Here is a 24,376-nt window from a genome sequence, read left to right as displayed (position 1 = left end):
CTGTGGGAGCTGGCTTGCCGGCGATAGGCCTGGCCTGCCCCCACAGGGCCCGGAGTCAAACGTTCTGCCGCTCACCCTTCGGATCGAAGAACACCGAAGACACGATTTCCGCCTCGATCACGCTGCCATCTGCCTGCGGCGAGTAGACACGCTCGCCCATGCGCTTGAGGCCGCCTTTGACCACACCCATGGCGAACGAATAGCCCAGGGAGTTGGACGCGTAGCTGGAGGTAACGTGGCCAACCATGTCCATCGGGATCGGCTGTTTGGGGTCGAACACCAGCTGGGCACCTTCCGGCAGCCACTTGGTCGGGTCGACCGGCTTCAGGCCTACCAGCTGTTTGCGGTTCTCGCGCACGCAGTCTTCGCGGTTCATGCCACGCAGGCCGATCCAGGAATAAGGCTTGTTGCGGCCCACACACCAGCTCATGTTCAGGTCGTCCGGGTTCATCGAACCGTCGGTGTCCTGGCCCACGATGATGAAGCCCTTCTCGGCACGCAGTACGTGCATGGTCTCGGTGCCGTACGGGGTCAGGTTGTACTTCTTGCCCGCCTCGATGATCTGTTCCAGCACGCCCATGGCGTAGTTGGCCTGCACGTTGACTTCGTACGAAAGCTCACCGGTGAACGAGATACGGAACACACGGGCCGGCACGCCGCCGACGTTGCCTTCCTTCCAGGTCATGAACGGGAAGGCTTCCTTGTCCATGTCGATGTCGGTCAGCTCGCTGAGCAGCTTGCGGCTGTTGGGGCCGGACAAGGTCATGGTGGCCCAGTGGTCGGTGACCGAGGTGAAGTACACCTTCAGCTCCGGCCATTCGGTCTGGTGGTACAGCTCCATCCACTGCAGCACGCGGGCGGCACCGCCGGTGGTGGTGGTCATGATGAAGTGGTTGTCACCAACGCAGGCGGTTACGCCGTCTTCGAAGACCATGCCGTCCTCTTTGCACATCAGGCCGTAGCGGGCCTTGCCCACGTCCAGCTTGGTCCAGGCATTGGTATAGATGCGGTTGAGGAACTCACGGGCATCCGGGCCCTGGATGTCGATCTTGCCCAGGGTCGAGGCGTCCAGCAAGCCCACGCTGTCGCGCACGGCCTTGCACTCCCGGGCCACGGCGGCATGGATGTCTTCACCGGCTTTGGGGAAGTACCAAGGGCGCTTCCACTGGCCGACGTCTTCGAACTCGGCGCCGTTCTTCACGTGCCAGGCATGCAGGGCGGTGAAGCGCACGGGCTCGAACAGGTGGCCACAGTGACGGCCCGCTACGGCGCCGAACGTGACCGGCGTGTAGTTGGGGCGGAACATGGTGGTGCCCATTTCCGGAATGGTGATGCCGATCGAACGGGCGGCGATGGCCAGGCCGTTGATATTGCCCAGTTTGCCCTGGTCGGTACCGAAGCCCAGCGCGGTGTAGCGTTTTACGTGCTCGACCGACTCGAAGCCTTCACGGGTGGCCAGTTCGATACCGGCGGCGGTCACGTCGTTCTGCTGGTCGACGAACTGCTTCGGCCCCTTGCTGCCTTTGTCGTGCGGCACCTGGAACAGCGCCACGGTGGCCTCTTCCTTGCGCGCCACGGTTTTTGGCAGGGTGCCGACAGAGGCCTTGAAGCCCGCCTCGGTGGCTGCGCGAACGCCGCCTTCGAAGCCATCGGCAATCACGTCACCAAGGGCGTAGACGCCGTTGATACCACCCACGCACTCGCGTTTCTGCGGCGCATCGCCCGGCACGAAACCGAGGATGTCGTCACGCCATACCGGGCGACCGCCCAGGTGCGAAGCCAGGTGCACGATCGGGCTGTAGCCACCGGAGGTTGCGATCAGGTCGCACTCAAGGGTTTCGCCTGGGCTGGTGACTTTGTGCGCCTGCACATCGATGGCCGCCACGCGGGCGCCGGTCACGTGCTTGCTGCCTTTGGCCTCGACCACGGCGCTGGAGGTGAGGATGCGGATGCCTTTGGCACGCGCTTCTTCAACCAGCGAGCCACGTGGGTTGTGGCGGGCATCGGCGATTGCGACCACTTGCAGGCCAGCGTCGTGCCAGTCCAGCGCGGCGCGGTAGGCGTGGTCGTTGTTGGTGGACAGCACCAGCTTGCGGCCCGGTGCCACGCCGTAGCGGCGAACGTAGGTGGAAACGGCACCGGCCAGCATGTTGCCCGGTACGTCGTTGTTGCCGTACACCAGCGGGCGCTCGTGGGCGCCGGGCGCCAGTACCACGCGCTTGGCGCGTACACGGTGCACACGGTGGCGTACCTGGCCGATCGGGGCGCGGTCGCCGAGGTGGTCGGTGAGGCGCTCGTGAATGGTCAAAAAGTTGTGGTCGTGGTAGCCGTTGACCGTGGCGCGTGGCAGCAGGGTTACGTCCGGCAGGCCTTCCAGCTCTTTGATCACGGCGTTGACCCAGTCGGCGGCAGGCTTGCCGTCGAGGGTTTCGCGGCTGTCGAGCAGGCTGCCGCCAAACTCTTCCTGCTCGTCAGCCAGGATCACACGGGCGCCGCTGCGCGCAGCAGCCAGTGCAGCGGCCAGGCCAGCAGGGCCGGCGCCGACGATCAGCACATCGCAGTGCTGGTTCATGTAGTCGTAGCTGTCCGGGTCGTTCTGCAGCGGTGCACGGCCAAGGCCTGCAGCTTTGCGGATGTACTTTTCGTACGTCATCCAGAACGATTTGGGGTACATGAAGGTTTTGTAGTAGAAGCCCGGCGGCATCATGCTGCCGCCCACCTTGCCGAGGATGCCCATCACGTCGTTGTTGACGTTAGGCCAGCCATTGGTGCTGGTGGCAACAAGGCCTGCGTACAGCGCCTGTTGGGTGGCGCGCACGTTCGGAATCTGGGTGGCTTCGCTGGAACCGATCTGCAGGATGGCGTTCGGCTCTTCGGTACCGGCAGCGATGATGCCGCGTGGGCGCGAGTACTTGAAGCTGCGGCCAACGATGTCGACGCCGTTGGCCAGCAACGCAGCGGCCAGGCTGTCACCGGCATAACCCTGGTAGGTCTTGCCGTTGAAAGTGAAGTTCAGGACCTTGCTGCGGTCGATGCGGCCGCCGCTGGCGAGGCGATAGGTCTGGCTCATACTTTTTCCCCTTGGCCTTTGACGGTCGACGGTGCGTTTGCAGCTTTACCGTTGGCGGTCACTTGCGGCTTTTCGCCAATCTTGTAGGTTTCCAGAATTTCGTAGGTCACAGTGTCGCGGGTGACGTTGAAGTACTGGCGGCAACCGGCAACGTGGTCCCACAGTTCATGGTGAATACCGCGTGGGTTATCACGGTAGAACATGTAGGTACCCCACTCCTCGTCGGAGCAGGCGGCAGGGTCCAGCGGGCGGGCGATGTGCGCCTGGCCAGAGGCGTGGAACTCTTCTTCGGAGCGCAGCTCGCCGCAGTGGGGACAGAAAATATGCAACATGACGGTGTCTCCGGTTAGTGGGCGACGGCGGCGGCGCCGTGTTCGTCGATCAGTGCGCCGTTGTAGAAACGGTCCATGGAGAACGGCGCGGCCAGTGGGTGCATTTCGCCCTTGGCCAGGCTCGCGGCGAAGACGTTGCCCGAACCCGGGGTCGCCTTGAAGCCGCCAGTGCCCCAACCGCAGTTGAAGAACATGTTCTTGACCGGGGTCTTGGTGATGATCGGGCAGGCGTCCGGCGAGGTGTCGACGATGCCGCCCCACTGGCGGTTCATGCGCACGCGCGAGAGGTTGGGGAACATCTCCACGATGGCCTGCAGGGTGTGCTCGATCACCGGGTACGAACCGCGCTGGCCGTAGCCGACCCAGCCGTCGATACCGGCACCGATTACCAGGTCGCCCTTGTCGGACTGGCTGATGTAGCCGTGCACGGCGTTGGACATGATCACGCTGTCGATGATCGGCTTGATCGGCTCGGATACCAGCGCTTGCAGCGGGTGCGATTCCAGCGGCAGGCGGAAACCGGCCAGCTTGGCCATGTGCCCGGAGTTACCGGCAGTGACCACGCCGACGCGTTTGGCGCCGATGAAGCCTTTGTTGGTTTCCACGCCGATGACCGCGCCATTTTCCTTGCGGAAGCCGATCACTTCGGTCTGCTGGATCAGGTCCACGCCCAGGGCGTCGGCAGCGCGGGCATAGCCCCAGGCCACGGCGTCGTGGCGGGCTACACCACCACGGCGCTGAACGGTTGCGCCAAGGATCGGGTAACGGGTGTTCTTCGAGCAGTCCAGGTACGGGATTTCGGCCGCGACCTGGGCGGTGTTCAGCAGCTCGCCATCGACACCATTGAGGCGGTTGGCGCTGACGCGGCGCTCGGAGTCACGAATGTCCTGCAGGGTGTGGCACAGGTTGTACACGCCGCGCTGGGAGAACATGACGTTGTAGTTGATGTCCTGGGACAGGCCTTCCCACAGCTTCATGGCGTGCTCGTACAGCTGCGCCGACTCGTCCCACAGGTAGTTGGAACGCACAATGGTGGTGTTACGGGCGGTGTTGCCGCCGCCCAGGTAACCTTTCTCGATCACGGCAACGTTGGTGATGCCGTGCTCTTTGGCCAGGTAGTAGGCCGTGGCCAGGCCATGGCCGCCACCGCCGACGATAACCACGTCGTAAACCTTTTTAGGGGTTGGCGTGCGCCACATGCGCTGCCAGTTTTCGTGGTGGCTGAGGGAGTGTTTGAAGAGGCCGAAGCCCGAGTAGCGTTGCATGGTCGTTTACTCCACTCAGCGGTAAACAGGGAAGTCTGCGCACAGCGCCGCGACGTTCTTCGCCACATCGGCTTCGACGTCTGCGTCACCGAGGTTGTCGAGGATGTCGCAGATCCAGCCGGCCAGGGCCACGCACTGCGCAACCTTGAAGCCGCGGGTGGTGACGGCCGGGGTGCCGATGCGCAGGCCAGAGGTGACGAACGGCGACTGCGGATCGTTCGGCACGGCGTTCTTGTTAACGGTGATGTGCGCGCGGCCCAGGGCGGCGTCGGCCTCTTTGCCGGTGAGGCCCTGGCGGATCAGGCTGACCAGGAACAGGTGGTTGTCGGTACCACCGGACACCACGTCGTAGCCGCGGTCGATGAACACCTGGGCCATGGCCTGGGCGTTATCGATCACTTGTTGCTGGTAAGCCTTGAAGCCAGGCTCCAGTGCTTCCTTGAAGCACACGGCCTTGGCGGCGATGACGTGCATCAGCGGGCCGCCCTGGGCGCCCGGGAATACAGCGGCGTTCAGCTTCTTCTCGATCTCTTCGTTCGACTTGGCCAGGATCAGGCCGCCACGTGGGCCGCGCAGGGTCTTGTGGGTGGTGGTGGTCACCACATCGGCGAACGGGATCGGGTTCGGGTACAGGCCAGCGGCAACCAGGCCGGCTACGTGGGCCATGTCGACGAACAGCAGCGCACCGACCTTGTCGGCAATGGCGCGGAAGCGTGGGAAGTCGAGGGTCTTGGAGTAGGCCGAGAAACCGGCAACGATCATTTTCGGCTTGTGCTCGACCGCCAGGCGCTCGACTTCGTCGTAGTCGATCAGGCCGGTGTCGGTGTTGATGCCGTACTGCACGGCGTTGTACAGCTTGCCCGAGGACGAAACTTTTGCGCCGTGGGTCAGGTGACCGCCGTGGGCCAGGCTCATGCCGAGGATGGTGTCACCGGCTTGCAGCAGGGCCAGGTAGACGGCGCCGTTGGCCGACGAGCCGGAGTGCGGCTGGACGTTGGCGTAGTCGGCACCGAACAGCTGCTTGGCGCGCTCGATGGCCAGGGCCTCTACTTTGTCCACGTGCTCGCAGCCACCGTAGTAGCGCTTGCCCGGGTAGCCTTCGGCGTATTTGTTGGTGAGGCCGCTGCCTTGGGCCTGCATGACGCGCTGGCTGGTGTAGTTCTCCGAGGCGATCAGCTCGATGTGATCTTCCTGGCGCTGTTCTTCGGCATTCATCGCCGCCAGCAGTGCGTCGTCGTAACCCTGGATCTGGTCTTGCTTGCTGAACATCGTGTATCTCCCGGCAGCGATCGTTTTTTGTCGTGGGGCACTGTGGCCCTTTGTGGCGATGGTATGACTGGCGGGGGCGGGTCAGATGCCTGCGCACGCCTTGCAATGGCGCGTTTACGACATTCGTTTTGCACTGGGTTCTCTGGCCCTATCGCCGGCAAGCCAGCTCCCACAGAAATTGCAGGGTCCTCAAGCCCTGTGCAGTGCCTGTGGGAGCTGGCTTGCCGGCGATAGGGCCTGTGAAGGCAAAGCTGAAAATCAGCCGATGCACGGGTTGTATAGGCAAGTGCTGAATCGATGGTTTAGAGTGCTGTTCTGCGTCGTTCACAGGACCGTGTCATGACAGATAAGAGCCAACAATTCGCCAGCGACAACTATTCCGGTATCTGCCCCGAAGCCTGGGCGGCGATGGAGAAGGCCAACCACGGCCACGACCGCGCCTATGGCGACGATCAGTGGACCGAGCGCGCCTCGGAATACTTCCGCAACCTGTTCGAAACCGACTGCGAGGTGTTTTTCGCCTTCAACGGTACCGCAGCCAACTCCCTGGCCCTGGCCTCGCTGTGCCAGAGCTACCACAGCGTGATCTGTTCCGAGACTGCCCACGTCGAAACCGACGAATGCGGCGCGCCGGAGTTTTTCTCCAACGGCTCCAAGCTGCTGACGGCGGCCAGCGTCAACGGCAAGCTGACCCCGCAGTCGATCCGCGAAGTGGCACTGAAGCGCCAGGACATCCACTACCCCAAGCCACGCGTGGTGACCATCACCCAGGCCACCGAAGTGGGCACCGTGTATCGCCCCGATGAGCTCAAGGCCATCAGCGCCACCTGCAAGGAGCTGGGCCTGAACCTGCACATGGACGGCGCGCGCTTTACCAATGCCTGCGCGTTCCTGGGCTGCAGCCCGGCTGAGCTGACCTGGAAGGCCGGCGTCGACGTGCTGTGCTTTGGCGGCACCAAGAACGGGATGGCGGTGGGCGAGGCGATCCTGTTCTTCAATCGCCAACTGGCCGAGGACTTCGACTACCGCTGCAAGCAGGCCGGGCAACTGGCGTCAAAAATGCGCTTCCTGTCCGCGCCGTGGGTCGGCCTGCTGGAAGATGGCGCCTGGTTGCGCCATGGCAACCACGCCAACCATTGCGCGCAGCTGCTGGCGTTGCTGGTGAGTGACTTGCCGGGGGTGGAACTGATGTTCCCGGTGGAGGCCAACGGGGTGTTCCTGCAAATGCCGGAGCACGCGATTGAAGCGCTGCGCGCCAAGGGCTGGCGGTTCTATACCTTTATCGGCAGCGGCGGGGCCCGGTTCATGTGTTCCTGGGATACCGAGGAAGAGCGGGTGCGCGAGCTGGCGGCGGATATCCGCAGCATCATCACCGCCTGACAGGCCCCAATCGCCGGCAAGCCAGCTCCCACATGGACCATACAAGGCTCAGGCCTGTGGTGATCCTGTAGGAGCTGGCTTGCCGGCGATGAATCCCACACCGATCTAAAGCCTGAACCCGCCCATCTGCCGAGCCAGGTCATCAGCCAAGCCACGCAACGCCTGGCACTCCTCGCGGCAGCCCTGCACCTCTGCCGCCGTCTCCCGCGCCAGGTCGGAAATGCCCTGCACCGTGCGGTTGATTTCCTCAGTCACTGCCGACTGCTCTTCGGTCGCCGTGGCCACCTGATGGTTCATGTCGCTGATGTGTTCCACCTGGTCGGTAATCGCCCCCAGCGACGCCCCGGTACGCTGGCTCGATTCCACCCCACTGCCGGTCGCCTGCTGCCCCGCCTGCATCGAGCTCACCGCCGAACCCGCGCCCTGCTTCAGGCGCTGGATCATCTGTTGCACTTCGTCGGTGGACAGCTGCGTGCGCCGCGCCAGCGTGCGCACTTCGTCGGCCACCACAGCAAACCCGCGTCCCATTTCCCCTGCCCGCGCAGCCTCGATGGCGGCGTTCAGTGCCAGCAAATTGGTTTGTTCGGAAATGCTGCGAATAACCGCCAGAACCTCATCGATAGAGGCGACTTCGTCGGCCAACTGGCTGACTGCATCGGCTGCCTTGCCAATGTCGCCCGACATGCCCTCGATGCCCTGAATCGAACGCCGTACCACCTCGCGCGCCTGCAAGGCCTCATCCCGTGCCGACTGCGAGGCCTGCGCCGCATCACCGGCATTGCGGGCAATGTCCTGCACAGTCAGGCCCATTTCGTGTACGGCAGTGGCAACCATTTCGGTCATTTCCTGCTGCCGCCCTGAGCGCTCGGCCGTGTTATCCACCACTTGGGTCACCTGCTCAACCGCCCGATGCAGCCGTTCAGAAGTCTGCAACACCTCGCCAATCAGGCTGCGCTGGCTGTCGAGAAAGCGGTTGAAACCCCGAGCCAGGTCACCCAGTTCGTCCTCGCGCGAATCATCCAGGCGGTGGCTGAGGTCGCCTGCGCCACTGCCAATCTGTACCAGCGCAGCGGTGACGCGGCGCACAGGGCGCACCAGGCCCCGCGCCAGCAGCACCACCAGCAGCAGCGACACAAGCGCCACGGCGCCACCGATCAGGCTGGTCAGCCATACCGCCTGATGCATTTGTGCGTAGATTTCCGACTCCGGCACCTCGGCCACCAGGGTCCAGTTGAGGTCGCGCAGGGGCAGGCCGAGTGCCAGGTAACCTTCGCCGTCACGGCTGAAACGGCTGCTGCGCAGGCCCTCGCCGCCCGTCATCACGGCCTTGGCAGCGTCCGTGCCGAGCTGCTCGGTGAGCTGGCGCTTGCCACTGAAGGCTGCGTCCGGGTGCACCTGGATCAGGCCGTCGTTACGTACCAGGAAGACCTTGCCATGCTCGCCAAAGCTGAAGTCGTGAATCAGCTTCGACAGCTCGGTCATGCGCAGGCCCATGCCGGCCACGCCCACCAGCTTGCCGGCCTTTTCCACGCGATAGTCGATAAACAGCGCCAGCTCGCCAGTGGCACCGTCAATGTCGATATTGATAAACCGTTCGGCGCCGCTGTCGATGTAGCCGTAGAACCATTTGTCCTTGGGGTTGCTGCGGCTGAGGGTGCGGTCCAGGCCATTCTCGTTGTAGTAGTGGCCGGTTTCGGTCGAGGCAAACAAGGTGGTGAAGGCCCGGTTACGCTGTTTGGCGGCGCCCAGGTATTCGATGAATGCCGCAGCCTGGGCGGGGTCTTCGCCGGCCGCCAGCCAGTCGCGCAGCAGGGTGTTGCCGGCAATGTCCGCCGCAGCCACCAGTGGCTGGCCGAGCATGCGTTCGATGTCGTTGCGGATCGCCTCGACACTGGCGGGCAGGGCAGTGTCGACCAGGTAGCGGTCGGTGAGGCGGTTGAGCGCCACGGTGAAGATGATGACCACCACCAGGATGCTGGCCAGCAGGGCGGCGCCCATGCTGGTGATCAACTGCCACTGGATGCTTTTACGCCAGATACGCATGCCCCTACTCCCCCGCACATTATTGTTTTGCGAGAAGTGTATACACTTGCGTATCCAGTTAATCCAGTGACCTGGAACAATGTGTTGGGACTCTGGGGCTGCTGCGCAGCCCATTCGCAGCACAAGGCTGCTCCTACAGGGGAACGCATAACCCTTGGAGGAGCGGCCTTGGGCCTTTCAGCTATCGATCAGGACTCTGCAATGGTCCGCACGATGGCGTCCACCGTGGCGTCGATCTGCGCCTGGGTACGCGCAAGGGTCTGCTGGTGTTCTTTCTGCAGTTCAACCTGTTTGGAGCACAGGTTAAGGGCAGCCAGCACCAGCAATTTGTCACCGATCAGGGTCGGGTACTGACGCTTGGTTTCGTTCAGGGCGGTGTTGAGCATCCGCACCGCCTGGGCCAGGGTTTCTTCTTGGCCTTCGGGCGCCTTGATCGAATAGTCGATGCCGAGAATCGACACGACATTGACCGGCTGCTCTTGCAATCTCATGCGCCAACAACGCCAGCGCTGGCGCGATCAACCAGGGCCTGCAGGCGGGCGGCGGTGCTGCCGTTCTTCTCTTCCTGCTCCATCAGCGACAGCTGCAGGGTTTCGTTCTCTTCCTTGGCCTGGGCCAGTTGCGTGCCCAGGGTGGTGTTCTGCTCGGTGAGTTGAGCGTTTTTCTGCATCAGGTCGCTGACCAGTTGCTCGATTTGATTCAGGGAAGCTTCCAGCATGGGTCTATCTCAGGTTGTTGCGAGGGGCGCACACGATAAAGAAAAGCGCGGCCCATCGCCATTAAAAATCGGATTCACAAGGTGTCTGGCCCGCAGATTGACAGGGTAATCACCCCCTTGTTCCGACCTGGGTCAACCGCCGGTCAGGAAAAGGTTAGCTACCTCACAATTTTTGCGGGTTGCACTCAAGACTGGCCAGTCACGACCGATAGCCCGGCAAGTCATGTTTTGTCGCACTTTGCGCACTCTTTGCCCCTTGCCTGGATCCCCCTCTCCATGTCTCTACGTAACATGAATATCGCCCCGCGCGCGCTGCTCGGCTTCGCGCTTATAGGCCTGCTGATGCTCGGCCTTGGTATCTTCTCGCTGGTGCAGATGGGCAACATCCGCCAGGCGGGCGTGGCCATCGAGCAAGTCAGCGTGCCCAGCATCAAGATCCTCGATGAAATCACCGCGCTCAACCTGCGCATGCGCACCCTCTCCTACCGCCTGCTGACCAACCGCGAGCCTGCAATACAAAGCGATACCCTCAACCTGCTGGCCCAGCGCAACAGCCAGATCGACCGCGCACGCCAGGCCTACCTGCCAATGATCGGCGCCGCCGACGAACAGGCCGCGTTCGACCAGTACGGCCAGTTGCTTGAACAGTACCGCCAACTGGAATCGCGCATGCGCAGCCTGAGCCAGGCCGACCGCGTCGACGAACTGCGCGACCTGCTCAACCGCGACCTGTTGGCCAACTCCGAACAGATCAACAAGGTCATGGACACGCTGGTGCGCATCAACACCGACCAGACCCGCGCCACTAATGAGAAAGCCGCCAGCCAATACGCTGCGGCCTTTGCCTTGGTTATCGGCCTGCTGGTTGCCGCCACCGTGCTGACCTTCGCCTGCGCCTTCCTGCTGACCCGCAGCATCGTCAAGCCGATCGATGAGGCGCTCAAGTGCGCAGAGCAAGTCGCCGACGGTGACCTGACCCATGTCATCCGCGCCGAGGGTACCGATGAAGCCGCGCGTTTGCTGCGCGCCATGGCCCGCATGCAGGACAAACTGCGCGACACCCTGCAACAGATCGCAGGCTCTGCCACCCAGCTGGCCTCAGCCGCCGAAGAGCTGAATGCCGTTACCGACGAAAGTGCCCGTGGCCTGCAACAGCAGAACAACGAGATTGAACAGGCCGCCACCGCCGTCACCGAAATGACCAGCGCTGTGGAAGAAGTGGCGCGCAACGCCGTGAGCACCTCGGAAGCGTCCAGTGAAGCCAGCCGCTCCACCGGTGACGGTCGCGACCTGGTGATGGAGACCGTGGGCGCCATCGAGCGCATGAGCGGTGATGTGCAGGCCACTGCCAAACTGATCACTCACCTGGCCGAACAGTCGCGCGACATTGGCAAGGTACTCGACGTGATCCGTGGCCTGGCCGACCAGACCAACCTGCTGGCGCTCAACGCTGCCATCGAGGCGGCGCGTGCCGGCGAAGCGGGCCGTGGTTTTGCCGTGGTGGCGGATGAGGTGCGCGCACTGGCGCACCGCACCCAGCAGTCGACCAGCGAAATCGAGCGGATGATCGGCAGCATTCAAGGCGGTACGGAAGAGGCTGTGGAATCGATGCGCACCAGCACCGAGCGCGCCGAGTCGACGCTGAACATCGCCAAAGGCGCCGGCATGGCGCTGGACACCATTGCCGGTGCGGTCGCGCAAATCAACGAACGTAACCTGGTAATCGCCAGCGCGGCGGAAGAGCAGGCGCAGGTGGCGCGGGAAGTGGACCGCAACCTGGTGAACATCAATGACCTGTCGGTGCAGAGCGCTACCGGTGCCCATCAGACCAGTGCGGCGAGTGCAGAGCTGTCGCGCCTGGCTGTGGACCTGAATGGTCTGGTAGCCCGTTTCCGCACCTGAAAAAGTTGGGGCCGCTTTGCGGCCCATCGCCGGCAAGCCAGCTCCCACATCGACCGCGTGCGCAGTACCTGTGGGAGCTGGCTTGCCGGCGATGGGCTGCGAAGCAGCCCCCTGCAATCTCGGATCAGTGGATCAGTAATCGATCCGCACATCCCCTTTCGGCACGCTGCAGCACGACAGGATGTAGCCCTCGGCTTCATCCTCTTCGGTAATGCCGCCGTTGTGCTCCATCTCTACTTCGCCGCCCAGTTTGAGCACCTTGCAGGTGCCGCAGATGCCCATGCCGCAAGCTTTCGGGATCATCAGGCCAACCTTGGCTGCTGCCGCATGCACGGTCTCGCCCGGGGCAACGCGGATGCTCTTGTCGCTGCCGATGAACTCCACCAGGTTGAGGTCGGAAATATCCAGCTCCGGTGCATCGGCCGCCTGCTCGGCGTGCTCCACTGCATCGGCCTTGGCCTCTGGTGGCGTCGCGCCGAACGACTCCTCGTGGTAGTTCTTCATGTCGAAGCCGACCGCTTCGAGCATGCGCTTGACTGCCGTCATGTAAGGCGTCGGGCCGCAGCAGAACACCACGCGCTCCATGTAGTCAGGAGCAATCAGCTCCATCAGCCGCTGGTTCAGGTAACCGCGGTACCCCGCCCATGGTTCGCCCAGGCCATGCTTTTCGCAAATGATGTGCAGGCTGAAGTTGGGGATGCGCGACGCCATCTGTTCCAGCTCGCGGTGGTAGATGATGTCTTTCGGTGAACGGGCGCTGTGCACGAACACCATGTCGACATTGGCGTTGGTGTCGTAGAACCAGCGCGCCATCGACATCACCGGGGTAATGCCCACACCGCCCGACAGATACAGCGCCTTGCCCGCCGGGAAGTCGATGGCGTTGAACAGCCCCACCGGGCCGTGCACCGGCAGCTCGGCGCCTTCGTGCATGGTGTCGTGCAGGAAGTTGGACACCAGGCCGCCCGGCACGCGCTTGACGGTGATCGAGAAGCTGTACGGCACCGACGGCGAACTGGAGATGGTGTAGGACCGCATCACCGGCTTGCCTTCGATCTCCAGCTCCAGGGTGACGAACTGCCCGGGCTTGAAGAAGAACATGATCGGCTGATCGGCCATGAAGCAGAAAGTGCGCACGTCCCAGGTCTCCTGGATGACCTTGACGCAGCGCACGATGTGGCGGCCGTTGGCCCAGGTCTGGGTGGTGACCGGATTGAGGAAGGTATCGGACATGTTCATCTCCAGCAGCCGACTATCGGGCTTTTTATGGCTTGGATAATGCGCAAGCTGAGAGCGACGTACATTCCTGCCAGCGACATCGGCGTGCTTATCGCGACCAGCCCCGCGCTACAAGGGCTGGCGCGTCGTAATTCAAATCGGCCATGTCGCCCATGGATACGGTTCGCGGCGTCTTCGGACGCACACTCCACGGCAAATAAACAAGCCTGCTGTTTAAACAAAAAGCCGCTGATAACCGCCTTGCGGCAACAACAACGATTAGCCACCTTTTGCCGGCCGCACACGGCCCCGAGGAATACACGATGGACGTCACCGCAACCCTGAGCCTGGGCGATCCACTGGAACCTGCACGCAAGGCCACCGCCGAGATGCTGCAGACCCGCGAGCGCACCTACTCGCTGCCCCAGCCTTTCTACACCGACGAGCGTCTGTTCCAGATCGACATGCAGGAGATCTTCCAGAAAGAATGGTTGATCGCCGGCATGACTTGCGAAATTCCGGCGAAAGGCAACTACATCACTTTGCAGATCGGCAAAAACCCGATCCTGGTGGTGCGTGGTGCCGAAGGCAAGGTGCACGCCTTCCATAACGTCTGCCGCCACCGTGGTTCGCGTTTGTGCGTCAGCGACAAAGGCAAGGTGGCCAAGCTGGTCTGCCATTACCACCAGTGGACCTACGAACTGGACGGCCGCCTGCTGTTCGCCGGCACCGAAATGGGCGCCGACTTCGACATGAAGGAGTACGGCCTGAAGCCGGTGCATGTGAAGGTGGCCGGTGGCTATATCTTCATCAGCCTGGCAGAAAACCCGCCTGCCATCGACGAGTTCCTGGCTACCCTGGAACACTACATGGAACCGTACGACATGGAGAACACCAAGGTGGCGGTGCACACCACCTTGATGGAAAAGGCCAACTGGAAGCTGGTGCTGGAGAACAACCGCGAGTGCTACCACTGCAGCGGTTCGCACCCGGAGCTGCTGCAAACCCTGCTGGAGTGGGACGACACCAACGACCCGCGCGCCAGCCAGGAATTCAAGGACCACGTGGCCGCTTCGGCCGCCGCCTGGGAAGCCGAAAAGATCCCGTACCTGCACAAGAGCCACGGCCTGCGTAACCGTATCGTGCGCATGCCGCTGCTCAAAGGCACGGTATCGATGACCATGGACGGCAAGCAGGCCTGCCAGAAGCTGATGGGCCGCATCAAGAACCCGGACCTGGGCTCGATGCGCATCCTGCACCTGCCGCACTCGTGGAACCACTGCATGGGCGACCACATGATCGTGTTCACCGTGTGGCCGATCAGCGCCCAGGAAACCATGGTCACCACCAAGTGGCTGGTGCACAAGGATGCCGTCGAAGGCGTGGACTATGACCCAGAGCGCATGCGCAAGGTGTGGGACGCCACCAACGACCAGGACCGCCGCCTGGCGGAAGAAAACCAGCGTGGCATCAACTCCACGGCGTATCAGCCTGGGCCTTACTCGAAGACTTACGAGTTTGGTGTGGTCAACTTCATTGACTGGTATAGCGGGCGGTTGCTGAACAACCTGGGGGCGGAGCCGGCGCCTTATTTGAAGGAAGTGCAGGCGCAGTAATACCTGCACACCCGCCATGCTTCGGCAGCAGTCCGAAGCATGGCGCCTTTACGCCTCTGTCGCCTGCTGCTGTGCTCCGTTACGCATTTGATAAGAGGTCGTGTGTATGGGATAGCGCACTTCGGCAGACGACGTTGCCAACCCATAAAGCTCATAAGCTGACAGGGCCGTCGCAACAGAGGCCACCCCAAAATCAACCCAGGCCAACGCTTCGCCCTCCGGTGTGAACAGCCGTGCGCTAGCCGTGCCAATACTTACTGAGGCGGTGATGACCCCAGCGACCGATAGTGCCTTTTCCTCCAAGGTCCAAGGTGCGATGGGGTGTTCTAGCGTGCCGTACGTGACAATCCCCGTGCGGCTTGCCGGGTAACCACTCGTCAAGGCGAAGTCAAGCCCTATACGGTAGTTGCGGTACGCCTTCACGGCACTGATGGCCAGGTTGATCACCCCCCAGGCGATGTTCCTGATTGGCGCGATGATCCCGGGGAAACGACCACTTGGGTCAACAAAGTTGACAGGGTCGCCTTGGCAGTAGGCATAAGCATTATGCCCCCCCTTGCCGAACGGGCTTAGCGAGTCAGGGCGGATGAACCGCCTCAGGCGCGGGCTGTAGAAGCGGTGGCCATTGCCCAATGGATAACTGCCTGTCCGCAGATCCAGGTGTTGGCCGCAGAAAGCCAGCCCCGGTGGCGGGCATGCGCCCACACCACCGTAAGGCGCGTAAGCACGCGGCTCGTAACGCCCCCTACCCAATACAGATTGCTGCCGGTCAATGTTAAGCAGGAATGTCGTCATGGTTACTCACAGTTCTTGCAAGTTGTGGACAGGGTAATAGGTGACCGTCCGTTTGCGTACTGGCAAAAATAACAGGCCTACGACTGCTCACTATTCGACCAATTCCGTCAAGGCCGCACGCTTTCTGGGCTTCAGCGATATTCATACACCTTGTCCACAGAGACACTAACAGAGTTTGTGAGCAGAACTCGAACCTGTAGAGCCTGGGTTGTGGATAAACGATTCAAGGCCTTGATAATCATGGATCAGGAGACATTCACCCCCATTTGATCATTTTCTGATCAATTCTTCACAAGCCATGACCTGTGCGGCTTTCAGCTAGTGCCGAACAGATTATCCACAGACCCGCTAACAGCGATTGTGGGCAAAACCAGGGGACGCCCCGCCAGTCTGTAGCTGATGAGCCGAGGCAGTGCTGATCACTTTCTGATCAAAACTCTGTAAGCCCCGCTATACAAGGCCCACAGCCATGCGCCAACACTTTATCCACACCTTGGCGAACAGATTCCGTGGGCAAAACACAGGCCCACCTGATATTTCTGCCAGTTTCGTGAAATTCGGCGATGTGATGGGGTAATAGCTACTACTTTGGCATTATCCAGGAGTGACTTATGCACAGCCGCCAGGAGGGCACTGTGAAGTGGTTCGACGAAGGGCGGGGGATTGGGGTGATCAGCGTCGAAGGTCAAGCCCGGGAATTCCTGGTTCTACGCTGCGCAGCGGTGAATGTGGGGTTGTCGAGGGGGATGCGGGTGTCATTCAATCCTGTGACCGAGGCATTGGGCAACTGGGCGTTCAATGTGGCCAGGGAACATCATTAGCCTGTCAGGGCCAATCGCCGGCAAGCCAGCTCCCACAGGTATTGCACTGAACCCGTAGGCAGTGGTGATCCTGTGGGAGCTGGCTTGCCGGCGATGAGGCCAGTAAAGGCCTTAGCGCAGCACGCCCTCTTCCACCAGCAGCTTGAGAATTGCCTCAGCACCTTCCTGTGGCGAAACATCCTTCAGCACCTTGCCGCCACCACCGCTGGCCTTGGCCGTCGCCGCCTTCATGCGGTCGGCACCGCTCTTGGCCTTGATCACCTTCAGCCGCTTGGGCCGAGGACGGGCCGGCTGCAGCTCTGCGTCACCCAGCAGTTCATCTTCCACAATGGCCACATGACGCGCCGCCAGCACTCCCCGCCGCGCCGGCCCGAATGCGCTCTGGCGCGGTTTAGGCGCAGCGTTATCCACAGTCGCCAGCAATGGCAGGCGCACTTTCAACCGGCGCCGCTGACCACGCGGCAGCGCCTGCAATACCTGGGCGGTGCCGTTCTCGATCGACTCCACCTCGGCCAACCCCACGATCAACGGCCAACCGAGTTTTTCGGCCAGCAGAAATGGCAACATGCCCGACCCTTCACCCGTCTCGGCCTGGCTACCGGTCAGCACCAGCTGTGCTCCGGCGTCGCGCAGGTAATCCCCCAGCACGCCCAGCACATCGGCACCGGCCGGCTGCTCCAGCACGTCAAGATGGTCCAGGCCCATGCCCAGGTAGGCGCGCAATGCTTCTTCCTGTGGGTTGCCGGCATGTACCACCTGCAAGTTATCCCCAGCCAGCTGCAACCCCAGTTCCACGGCGCGGGCATCCTGCTCGGCGCGGCGGGCGCGCCCGGAGCTTGGGTGGGCACCGATGGAAACCAGGCTGATCACTTTCGTACTCATGCTCGTGCCCTTATGCCGCGTCGCGCTGGCCGCCGCTGCGGTAGTTGTCCACAGCCTCGATCAGTGCCTTGAGAATCGCCGAGCTGTCGCCAATCACCGACAGGTCAGCCCGTTTGATCATGTCGCAGCCCGGGTCCATGTTGATCGCCACCACCTTGTCGCAGGCGCCGATACCCTGCAGGTGCTGGATCGCACCCGAGATACCCACAGCCACGTATACGCGTGCGGTGACCCAGGTACCGGTAGCACCCACCTGGCGGTTGCGCGGCATGAAGCCGTCGTCCACCGCCACCCGCGAGGCGCCTTCGGTGGCGCCAAGGGCTGCGGTGGCCTGGTGGTACAGGTCCCAGTCCTTGACGCCGTTGCCGCCCGAGACGATGAACTCGGCCTCGGCCATGGCAATGGTGGCCGGGTCCACGGCCACCGAGCCCAGGTCTTCGATGCGCGACAGGCTGCGCGCCACGCTTGTGGACAACTCCACCGGCAAGGCTTCGTGACGGGTTTCGCTGACCGGCTCAGCGCACTCGGCCGCGGCCAGGATCAGCCGGGGTACGGCGCGTTGCAGGTCTTGCTGGCCGGCACCGGCGCGGCCGATGCACTGGCCGTCCTTGACCTGCCAGACACGCGTCGCCGGGCGCTCGCCCAGCGCTGCACCCAGGCGTCGGCCCAGTTCGCCGCCACCGGTGCGGCTGTCGGGCAGCAGCCAGTGGCGCGGGGTGAACTGGTTATCCACAGCCCGCAGGCCCTGCACCAGTTGCTCCGGTGCATAACCCTCGAAGGCCTCGCCTTCGATGACCAGCAGGCGGTCGACGCCGGCTGTGGAAAAGTTGCTTTCCTTGTGCTCGTTAAAGACTACCGCCAGCACCGCGCCGTCACTGCCGGCCAGGCTGTGGGCCAGGCCGAGCAAGTCGCGGTCGTGGCTGCTCAGGCGGCCACCGACCATGTCCGGCACCACGGCGATGTAGAACGCCGGCGCCGGCACCTGGTGCAGCGGCAGCTTGACCTCTGCCGCCGCCGTGCGCCGCCCGCCCACACCCGTGCCCTGCTGGGCGCCGCTGCGGTCGATGCGCTTGATGCCGGCCGGGCCGATGAAGCCTGCGGCAATCGCATGGGGGTTCTTGCGGATCAGGCCGTTGGGGCCCATCCAGCTGGTTTGTTGCGTCTGCATGGCCGCATGCAGCGGGTGCAGGCGGTTACGGGCAATCCACTCGGCGCGTGGGTCGCGGCGGATAATGTCGCTCATCAGTGCACCTCCGCAGGTTCACGTTTGGCCGTTTGCGGCTTTGCGGCAGACGGCGCGTCCTCTTCGATCAGCACGTCGGCCACCAGCTCGGCCAGGTCCTTGATCTGCGGGCGCGGTTCGACCACGCCTTCGAGCATGGCGGTGCACTGTGGGCAACCCACGGCCACCAACTCGGCCTCGGTTTCGCGAATGTCGTCCATGCGCATGTCGGGGATACGCTGCTTGCCCGGGATGTCGGTGATCGGCGCACCGCCGCCACCGCCGCAGCAACGGGAACGGAAGCCCGAGCGCTGCATCTCGCGCACTTCGATACCCAGCGCCTTGAGCACTTCACGCGGCGCTTCGTACTCACCGTTGTAGCGGCCCAGATAGCACGGGTCGTGGTAGGTGACGCTGCCGCCCTTGTGCTGGCCGAGGTTGAGCTTGTTGGCCGCGATCAGTTCGGCAATGTAGGTGCTGTGGTGCTGCACCTGGTACTCGCCGCCCAATGCGCCGTACTCGTTCTTCAGCACATGGAAGCTGTGCGGGTCGCAGGTGACGATGCGCTGGAACTTGTACTTGGCCAGGGTCTGGATGTTGCGTTTGGCCAGTTGCTGGAAGGTCGCTTCGTCGCCCAGGCGGCGGGCCACGTCGCCACTGTCGCGTTCTTCCAGCCCGAGCACGGCAAAGTCCACGCCCGAGGCCTTCAGTACTTTGACAAACGAACGCAGCGTGCGCTGGTTGCGCATGTCGAAGGCACCGTCGCCAACCCAGAACAGCACTTCGGTGGTTTTCACCTCCGACAGCAGTTTCAGGTTTAGGTCGGCAGCCCAGTTCATGCGACCGCCTGGGGCGAAGCCGCCGGGGTTGTCGGTGGCGATCAGGTTGTCCAGCACCTCGGCACCCTTGTTCGGGGTGGCGCCCTTTTCCAGGGTGAGGTGGCGGCGCATGTCGACGATGGCATCGACGTGCTCGATCATCATCGGGCATTCCTCGACGCAGGCACGGCAGGTGGTGCACGACCACAGCGTTTCAGCGTCGACCAGGCCATTGACGATAGGCTGGTGCGGATGGCCGCCGTGTTCACCGATCGGCTTGCCGGGGTAAGGGCTACCGGCGAACTTGGCGTCCGTGCCACCGGCCAGGCCGATGACCATGTCCTGGATGAGCTTTTTCGGGTTCAGCGGCTGGCCAGCAGCAAAAGCCGGGCACATGGCTTCACATTTACCGCACTGCACGCAGGCATCGAAGCCCAGCAGCTGGTTCCAGGTGAAGTCAGCCGGTTTTTCCACGCCCAGCGGCGCGTTGGGGTCTTCGAGGTCCAGCGGCTTGAGGCCGGTGGAGCGTCCGCCGCCAAAGCGCTCGGCGCGGCGGTGCCATGCCAGGTGCAGCGCACCGGCAAAGGCGTGCTTCATCGGGCCGCCCCAGGTCATGCCGAAGAACAGCTCCGACACGCCCCACAGCACGCCCAGGCCGAGCACTGCGACCATCACCCAGCCACCCGTGTTGGCAGGCAGGATGCCGGCGACCGGCAGGGTGGCAATGAAGAAGCTTGCGGCGAACACCAGCAGGCTCTTCGGCAAACGCATCCACGGGCCTTTGGACAGGCGCGCAGGCGGGTTGAGGCGGCGCTTGAAGACAAAGATAGCGCCAGTGAACATGATCACCGTGGCCACCAGCAGCGCGTAGCCGAGGATTTTGCTCTGCAGGCCAAAGCCATGCACCAGGATCGCCAGCGCGGCCGACAGCACGAAGCCGCCAGCGGTGGCCACGTGGGTCTTGGACATGTACTTGTCGCGCTCGACCACGTGGTGCAGGTCCACCAGGTAACGGCGCGGCATGGCCAGCAGGCCGCCGATCAGGTCGACCTTGGAGGCCCGGCCACGCCGCCACATGCGCACCCGGCGCAGGGCGCCGAGCACCGCCAGGCCAAGGGCAGCGAACAGCAGGATGGGTAGAAGGGTGTTCAACATGGGAGGCTCCCACAACAGCTGGATTCTTGCGCCACTCTGAAGCTGGGATTGGCCCCTGTGGCGAAAATTTGGATCGATCAGAAATCCTTGCACAGGCGCAAGGCGTCGTAGATCGCCGCATGCACGTTGCGCTGGGCCACGCAGTCGCCGATGCGGTACAGCAGGTAACCTTCGCCCGGCTGGCTGAGGATCGGCTGTGGCTTGATGGCAAACAGCGCCTCCACATCGATCTGGCCCTTGTTGCGCGAGCCCTCTTTCAGCGCGTAGTACAGCTGTTCATCAGGCCGCACGCCGTTCTCGATCACCACCTGGTCGACCACGCGTTCTTCCTTGGCGCCGGTGTACTCGTTCTCCAGCACCGCCACCAGCTTGTCGCCTTCGCGGTAGACCTTTTCCAGCATCATGTCGCCGGTCATGATCACTTCTTTCGGGTACATGCTGCGGTAGTAGGTCGGGAAGGTCGTGCCGCCCATGGCCACGCCCGGCTTGATGTCGTCGGTGACGATTTCAACCTGGCTGCCTTTGTCGGCAATGTAGTCTGCTGCCGACATGCCGGTGAATTCACAAATGGTGTCGTACACCAGCACGTTCTTGCCCGGCGCAACCTTGCCGTCGAGCACGTCCCAGCTGCTGACCACCAGCCCTTCGGCAGCGCCCCAGTGCTCGTTCTGCTCGACAAACGGATGGCCGCCCACCGCCAGCACGATAACGTCCGGGCGCAGGTCCTGGATAGCGTCCACGCTGGCAGCGGTGCCCAGGCGCAGGTCCACTTTCAGGCGCGCCAGCTCCAGCTGGTACCAGCGGGTGATGCCGGCGATCTGGTCACGCTGCGGTGCCTTGGCGGCAATGGTGATCTGCCCGCCGATCTGGTCTTTCTTCTCGAACAGGGTCACATCGTGGCCACGTTCGGCAGCCACGCGGGCTGCTTCCATGCCTGCAGGGCCGGCGCCAACCACCACCACCTTGCGTTTGACGCCGGTGGTTTTTTCGATGATGTGCGGCACACCCATGTATTCACGGGAGGTCGCGGCGTTCTGGATGCACAGCACATCCAGGCCCTGATACTGGCGGTCGATGCAGTAGTTGGCACCGACGCACTGCTTGATCTGGTCAATCTGGCCCATCTTGATCTTGGCGATCAGGTGCGGGTCGGCCATGTGCGCACGGGTCATGCCGACCATGTCCACGTAGCCGCCTTCAAGGATGCGCGTGGCCTGGTTCGGGTCCTTGATGTTCTGCGCGTGCAGCACCGGGACCTTGACCACTTCCTTGATGCCGGCCGCCAGGTGCAGGAACGGCTCCGGCGGGTAGCTCATGTTGGGGATGACGTTGGCCAGGGTGTTGTGGGTGTCGCAACCCGAGCCGACCACGCCGATGAAGTCGAGCATGCCGGTGCCGTCGTAGTAGGCGGCAATCTGCTTCATGTCCTCGTGGCTGAGGCCATCGGGGTGGAACTCGTCACCACAGATGCGCATGCCCACGCAGAAGTCGTCGCCCACTTCGGCGCGCACGGCTTTGAGTACTTCCAGGCCGAACTTCATGCGGCCTTCAAACGTGCCGCCCCATTCGTCGGTACGCTTGTTGACCCGCGGGCTCCAGAACTGGTCGATCATGTGCTGGTGCACGGCCGACAGTTCCACGCCGTCCAGGCCGCCCTCTTTGGCACGCCGCGCAGCCTGCGCGTAGTTGCCGATGACACGCCAGATCTCTTCCACCTCGATGGTCTTGCAGGTGGCGCGGTGCACCGGTTCGCGGATGCCCGACGGCGACATCAGGGTCGGCCAGTTGAAGCCGTCCCAGCGCGAGCGACGGCCCATGTGGGTAATCTGGATCATGATCTTGGCGCCATGCTTGTGCATGGCGTCGGCCAGGTTCTGGAAGTGCGGGATGATGCGGTCGGTCGACAGGTTGACCGACGCCCACCATTCCTGCGGGCTGTCGATGGCGACCACGGACGAGCCGCCGCAGATTGCCAGGCCGATACCGCCCTTGGCCTTCTCTTCGTAGTACTTCACGTAGCGGTCGGTCGTCATGCCGCCGTCAGTGGCGTAGACCTCGGCGTGCGCGGTGCTGAGCACACGGTTGCGGATGGTCAGTTTGCCGATCTGGATCGGCTGGAACATTGCTTCGAATGCCATGACGCTATCTCCGGCTTACAACGGCTTTGTAACGAACAGGCCATCTTCGTGGCCTTCTTCCGAACCGCCGTAGACCTGTTCGGCCACGGTGCGGATCGAGCTGCCGCGGGCAGCGAGAATCTGGTCCATTGCGCCGGCGAACCAGCCGGTGAACATGTAGTCGACCTTGCGGCCGACCTTGCCGTACACGTACACGAACGCCGAATGCTTGAGCTTGACGCTGCAGGTGCCTTTGTCCAGGTCGATGTCCTGGATCTCGAACAGGCCCCAGCCACGCTGGCTCAGGCGCTTCATGTAGTGCTCGAACACCGCCACGCCTTCCAGGCCATGGCACTCGGCTTCTTTTTCACACCAGTGCCAGGCGGACTTGTAGCCGGCCTTGTAGAGGATCTCGGCGTAGGCGTCGGCGCCCAGCACTTCCTCGATGCCGATGTGGTTGTTGACGAAGAAATGGCGCGGCACGTACAGCATCGGCAAGGCGTCGCTGGTCCAGACACCGGTCTCGCTGTCGACTTCGATTGGCAATTGCGGGGCGATCTTGGCCATGGAAACTCAACTCCATATAAATTTTTATGTGGGTGCCCCGGCGTTGCTGGCAGGGGCTATCAGGCTTGGAGAGCGGCTTACTCGCCCCAGACGTCCTTGAGGACGTTGACCCAGTTCTCGCCCATGATCTTGCGCACCACACGCTCGGAGTGGCCGCGCTTGAGCAAGGTTTCGGTGAGGTTGGGGAATTCGCCCACGGTGCGGATGCCCAGCGGGTTGATGATCTTGCCGAAGTTGGTCAGGCGACGGGCGTAGCCCTTGTCGTGGGTCAGGTACTCGAAGAACTCCTGGCCGTGGCCCTGGGTGAAGTCGGTGCCGATACCGATGGCGTCTTCACCGACGATGTTCATGGTGTACTCGATGGCTTCGGCGTAGTCGTCGATGGTGGAGTCGATGCCTTTGGCCAGGAACGGCGCGAACATGGTCACGCCGACGAAGCCGCCGTGGTCGGCGATGAACTTCAGCTCATCGTCCGACTTGTTGCGCGGGTGCTCTTTAAGGCCCGACGGCAGGCAGTGCGAATAGCACACCGGCTTTTTCGATTCGAGGATGACTTCTTCGGAGGTCTTGGAGCCGACGTGGGACAGGTCGCACATGATGCCGACACGGTTCATTTCCGCCACGATCTCGCGGCCGAAGCCCGACAGGCCGCCGTCGCGCTCGTAGCAGCCGGTGCCCACCAGGTTCTGGGTGTTGTAGCACATCTGCACGATGCCTACGCCCAGTTGCTTGAACACGTCCACATAGGCGATCTGGTCTTCGAACGCATGGGCGTTCTGGAAGCCGAACAGGATGCCGGTCTTGCCCAGTTCCTTGGCCTTGCGGATGTCGGCAGTGGTACGCACCGGCATCACCAGGTCGCTGTTGTCGCGGATGAGCTTCTGGCTGGAGGCGATCTGGTCGACGGTTGCCTTGAAGCCTTCCCAGACCGACACCGTGCAGTTGGCCGCAGTCAGCCCGCCTTTGCGCATGTCCTCGAACAGCTCGCGGTTCCATTTGGCAATGATCAGGCCGTCGATGACGATGCTGTCGGCGTGAAGTTCGGCTGGGCTCATCAGGCTGTCCCCTTTTATTGAATGGTTGGCGCCAAACCTTGTGCCGGCGCTTTGGGGCCAGCATATGCCTGTGCCCAAAGGCGCCCCGATGCAAAAACGACAGGGGGTTTGCCGAAAGCGTCAATGCGCGA

General features: G+C 62.8%; 19 protein-coding genes and 1 pseudogene. 5 read left to right on the top strand and 15 right to left on the bottom strand.

Going from position 1 to position 24,376, the window contains the following annotated elements; translation table 11 throughout:
- Positions 1-55: 55 nt before the first annotated feature.
- From ACN6NG_RS01535 to ACN6NG_RS01520, 4 genes are read right to left on the bottom strand one after another with little or no spacing between them, the layout of a single operon-like run.
- The gene (locus ACN6NG_RS01535; RefSeq protein ID WP_474312825.1) at positions 56-3,070 is read right to left on the bottom strand and encodes a sarcosine oxidase subunit alpha; all 3,015 of its coding nucleotides are present in this window, start codon (positions 3,068-3,070) and stop codon (positions 56-58) included.
- The gene (locus tag ACN6NG_RS01530) at positions 3,067-3,402 is read right to left on the bottom strand and encodes a sarcosine oxidase subunit delta (protein WP_016484537.1); all 336 of its coding nucleotides are present in this window, start codon (positions 3,400-3,402) and stop codon (positions 3,067-3,069) included. The genes ACN6NG_RS01535 and ACN6NG_RS01530 overlap by 4 nt, the downstream gene beginning before the upstream one ends.
- Before the next feature lie 14 nt (positions 3,403-3,416).
- Entirely contained in the window at positions 3,417-4,667 is a 1,251-nt protein-coding gene (locus ACN6NG_RS01525) for a sarcosine oxidase subunit beta family protein (protein WP_016484536.1), read from the bottom strand.
- Positions 4,668-4,682: 15 nt separating this feature from the next.
- Entirely contained in the window at positions 4,683-5,936 is a 1,254-nt protein-coding gene (locus tag ACN6NG_RS01520) for a serine hydroxymethyltransferase (RefSeq protein WP_197899244.1), read from the bottom strand.
- Between the two features lie 339 nt (positions 5,937-6,275).
- Here ACN6NG_RS01520 and ACN6NG_RS01515 point away from each other — a divergent pair, with 339 nt between their 5' ends.
- The gene (locus ACN6NG_RS01515; RefSeq protein ID WP_016497628.1) at positions 6,276-7,316 is read left to right on the top strand and encodes a threonine aldolase family protein; all 1,041 of its coding nucleotides are present in this window, start codon (positions 6,276-6,278) and stop codon (positions 7,314-7,316) included.
- A gap of 105 nt (positions 7,317-7,421) precedes the next feature.
- Here ACN6NG_RS01515 and mcpH read toward each other — a convergent pair whose 3' ends face one another.
- The 3 genes from mcpH to ACN6NG_RS01500 all read right to left on the bottom strand — a co-directional run bounded on the left by mcpH (position 7,422) and on the right by ACN6NG_RS01500 (position 10,077).
- Entirely contained in the window at positions 7,422-9,359 is a 1,938-nt protein-coding gene (gene mcpH / locus ACN6NG_RS01510; RefSeq protein WP_474312823.1) for a methyl-accepting chemotaxis protein McpH, read from the bottom strand.
- 188 nt (positions 9,360-9,547) lie between these two features.
- On the bottom strand, positions 9,548-9,850 hold the full coding sequence (locus tag ACN6NG_RS01505) for a cell division protein ZapA (RefSeq protein WP_016484532.1): 303 nt from the start codon (positions 9,848-9,850) through the stop codon (positions 9,548-9,550).
- Positions 9,847-10,077 carry a hypothetical protein gene (locus tag ACN6NG_RS01500; protein WP_016497626.1) on the bottom strand — a complete coding sequence of 77 codons (231 nt, stop codon included), beginning with the start codon at positions 10,075-10,077 and terminating at the stop codon, positions 9,847-9,849. Before ACN6NG_RS01500 ends, ACN6NG_RS01505 begins: the two co-directional genes overlap by 4 nt.
- Before the next feature lie 276 nt (positions 10,078-10,353).
- On the opposite strand from ACN6NG_RS01500, the pseudogene ACN6NG_RS01495 reads away from it, so the two are divergent.
- Together ACN6NG_RS01495 and ACN6NG_RS01490 are read left to right on the top strand one after the other, a co-directional pair.
- Positions 10,354-11,124: pseudogene (locus ACN6NG_RS01495) on the top strand (MCP four helix bundle domain-containing protein); the annotation flags it as partial.
- Positions 11,107-11,979, top strand: coding sequence for a methyl-accepting chemotaxis protein (locus ACN6NG_RS01490; RefSeq protein ID WP_408002852.1), 873 nt, complete (start codon positions 11,107-11,109; stop codon positions 11,977-11,979). The pseudogene ACN6NG_RS01495 and the gene ACN6NG_RS01490, both read left to right, overlap by 18 nt.
- A 132-nt stretch (positions 11,980-12,111) precedes the next feature.
- Here ACN6NG_RS01490 and gbcB read toward each other — a convergent pair whose 3' ends face one another.
- Positions 12,112-13,212, bottom strand: coding sequence for a glycine-betaine demethylase subunit GbcB (gbcB, locus tag ACN6NG_RS01485; RefSeq protein WP_049274014.1), 1,101 nt, complete (start codon positions 13,210-13,212; stop codon positions 12,112-12,114).
- Between the two features lie 308 nt (positions 13,213-13,520).
- Between gbcB and gbcA the strand changes: the two genes are divergently transcribed.
- Positions 13,521-14,813 carry a glycine-betaine demethylase subunit GbcA gene (gene gbcA, locus ACN6NG_RS01480; protein ID WP_063423966.1) on the top strand — a complete coding sequence of 431 codons (1,293 nt, stop codon included), beginning with the start codon at positions 13,521-13,523 and terminating at the stop codon, positions 14,811-14,813.
- Between the two features lie 48 nt (positions 14,814-14,861).
- On the opposite strand, the gene ACN6NG_RS01475 is transcribed toward gbcA, so the two are convergent.
- Complete coding sequence (locus ACN6NG_RS01475) at positions 14,862-15,608, bottom strand: RHS repeat-associated core domain-containing protein (RefSeq protein WP_474312821.1); 747 nt, start codon at positions 15,606-15,608, stop codon at positions 14,862-14,864.
- A 611-nt stretch (positions 15,609-16,219) separates the two neighbouring features.
- On the opposite strand from ACN6NG_RS01475, the gene ACN6NG_RS01470 reads away from it, so the two are divergent.
- Positions 16,220-16,429, top strand: a complete 210-nt coding sequence (locus tag ACN6NG_RS01470; protein ID WP_474312820.1) for a S1 domain-containing protein — start codon at positions 16,220-16,222, stop codon at positions 16,427-16,429.
- A gap of 111 nt (positions 16,430-16,540) precedes the next feature.
- Here ACN6NG_RS01470 and etfB read toward each other — a convergent pair whose 3' ends face one another.
- The 6 genes from etfB to ACN6NG_RS01440 all read right to left on the bottom strand — a co-directional run bounded on the left by etfB (position 16,541) and on the right by ACN6NG_RS01440 (position 24,245).
- On the bottom strand, positions 16,541-17,311 hold the full coding sequence (gene etfB, locus ACN6NG_RS01465) for an electron transfer flavoprotein subunit beta (RefSeq protein WP_063423968.1): 771 nt from the start codon (positions 17,309-17,311) through the stop codon (positions 16,541-16,543).
- A 10-nt stretch (positions 17,312-17,321) separates the two neighbouring features.
- Positions 17,322-18,554 carry an electron transfer flavoprotein subunit alpha gene (gene etfA / locus ACN6NG_RS01460; protein WP_474312818.1) on the bottom strand — a complete coding sequence of 411 codons (1,233 nt, stop codon included), beginning with the start codon at positions 18,552-18,554 and terminating at the stop codon, positions 17,322-17,324.
- Positions 18,554-20,506: a dimethylglycine demethylation protein DgcB gene (gene dgcB, locus ACN6NG_RS01455; RefSeq protein ID WP_474312816.1), complete on the bottom strand. Its 1,953-nt coding sequence runs from the start codon at positions 20,504-20,506 to the stop codon at positions 18,554-18,556. The genes etfA and dgcB overlap by 1 nt, the downstream gene beginning before the upstream one ends.
- Before the next feature lie 77 nt (positions 20,507-20,583).
- Entirely contained in the window at positions 20,584-22,644 is a 2,061-nt protein-coding gene (gene dgcA, locus ACN6NG_RS01450) for a dimethylglycine demethylation protein DgcA (protein ID WP_016497620.1), read from the bottom strand.
- 15 nt (positions 22,645-22,659) lie between these two features.
- Positions 22,660-23,190, bottom strand: coding sequence for a DUF5943 domain-containing protein (locus ACN6NG_RS01445; protein WP_016497619.1), 531 nt, complete (start codon positions 23,188-23,190; stop codon positions 22,660-22,662).
- Positions 23,191-23,267: 77 nt separating this feature from the next.
- Positions 23,268-24,245: a dipeptidase gene (locus ACN6NG_RS01440; RefSeq protein WP_063423970.1), complete on the bottom strand. Its 978-nt coding sequence runs from the start codon at positions 24,243-24,245 to the stop codon at positions 23,268-23,270.
- Positions 24,246-24,376 lie beyond the last annotated feature (131 nt).

The sequence above is a fragment of the Pseudomonas sp. TSO6 genome (genome assembly GCF_056098905.1).
The sequence above is the reverse complement of the archived record's forward strand: the minus strand, read 5'-3'. Positions and strand labels throughout refer to the sequence as shown.

Excerpts from the sequence above, each read along its gene's own strand:
- ACN6NG_RS01535 (WP_474312825.1), bottom strand. The coding sequence starts at position 3,070 with ATGAGCCAGACCTATCGCCTCGCCAGCGGCGGCCGCATCGACCGCAGC.
- ACN6NG_RS01530 (WP_016484537.1), bottom strand. The coding sequence starts at position 3,402 with ATGTTGCATATTTTCTGTCCCCACTGCGGCGAGCTGCGCTCCGAAGAA.
- ACN6NG_RS01525 (WP_016484536.1), bottom strand. The coding sequence starts at position 4,667 with ATGCAACGCTACTCGGGCTTCGGCCTCTTCAAACACTCCCTCAGCCAC.
- ACN6NG_RS01520 (WP_197899244.1), bottom strand. The coding sequence starts at position 5,936 with ATGTTCAGCAAGCAAGACCAGATCCAGGGTTACGACGACGCACTGCTG.
- ACN6NG_RS01515 (WP_016497628.1), top strand. The coding sequence starts at position 6,276 with ATGACAGATAAGAGCCAACAATTCGCCAGCGACAACTATTCCGGTATC.
- mcpH (WP_474312823.1), bottom strand. The coding sequence starts at position 9,359 with ATGCGTATCTGGCGTAAAAGCATCCAGTGGCAGTTGATCACCAGCATG.
- ACN6NG_RS01505 (WP_016484532.1), bottom strand. The coding sequence starts at position 9,850 with ATGAGATTGCAAGAGCAGCCGGTCAATGTCGTGTCGATTCTCGGCATC.
- ACN6NG_RS01500 (WP_016497626.1), bottom strand. The coding sequence starts at position 10,077 with ATGCTGGAAGCTTCCCTGAATCAAATCGAGCAACTGGTCAGCGACCTG.
- ACN6NG_RS01490 (WP_408002852.1), top strand. The coding sequence starts at position 11,107 with ATGGCCCGCATGCAGGACAAACTGCGCGACACCCTGCAACAGATCGCA.
- gbcB (WP_049274014.1), bottom strand. The coding sequence starts at position 13,212 with ATGTCCGATACCTTCCTCAATCCGGTCACCACCCAGACCTGGGCCAAC.
- gbcA (WP_063423966.1), top strand. The coding sequence starts at position 13,521 with ATGGACGTCACCGCAACCCTGAGCCTGGGCGATCCACTGGAACCTGCA.
- ACN6NG_RS01475 (WP_474312821.1), bottom strand. The coding sequence starts at position 15,608 with ATGACGACATTCCTGCTTAACATTGACCGGCAGCAATCTGTATTGGGT.
- ACN6NG_RS01470 (WP_474312820.1), top strand. The coding sequence starts at position 16,220 with ATGCACAGCCGCCAGGAGGGCACTGTGAAGTGGTTCGACGAAGGGCGG.
- etfB (WP_063423968.1), bottom strand. The coding sequence starts at position 17,311 with ATGAGTACGAAAGTGATCAGCCTGGTTTCCATCGGTGCCCACCCAAGC.
- etfA (WP_474312818.1), bottom strand. The coding sequence starts at position 18,554 with ATGAGCGACATTATCCGCCGCGACCCACGCGCCGAGTGGATTGCCCGT.
- dgcB (WP_474312816.1), bottom strand. The coding sequence starts at position 20,506 with ATGTTGAACACCCTTCTACCCATCCTGCTGTTCGCTGCCCTTGGCCTG.
- dgcA (WP_016497620.1), bottom strand. The coding sequence starts at position 22,644 with ATGGCATTCGAAGCAATGTTCCAGCCGATCCAGATCGGCAAACTGACC.
- ACN6NG_RS01445 (WP_016497619.1), bottom strand. The coding sequence starts at position 23,190 with ATGGCCAAGATCGCCCCGCAATTGCCAATCGAAGTCGACAGCGAGACC.
- ACN6NG_RS01440 (WP_063423970.1), bottom strand. The coding sequence starts at position 24,245 with ATGAGCCCAGCCGAACTTCACGCCGACAGCATCGTCATCGACGGCCTG.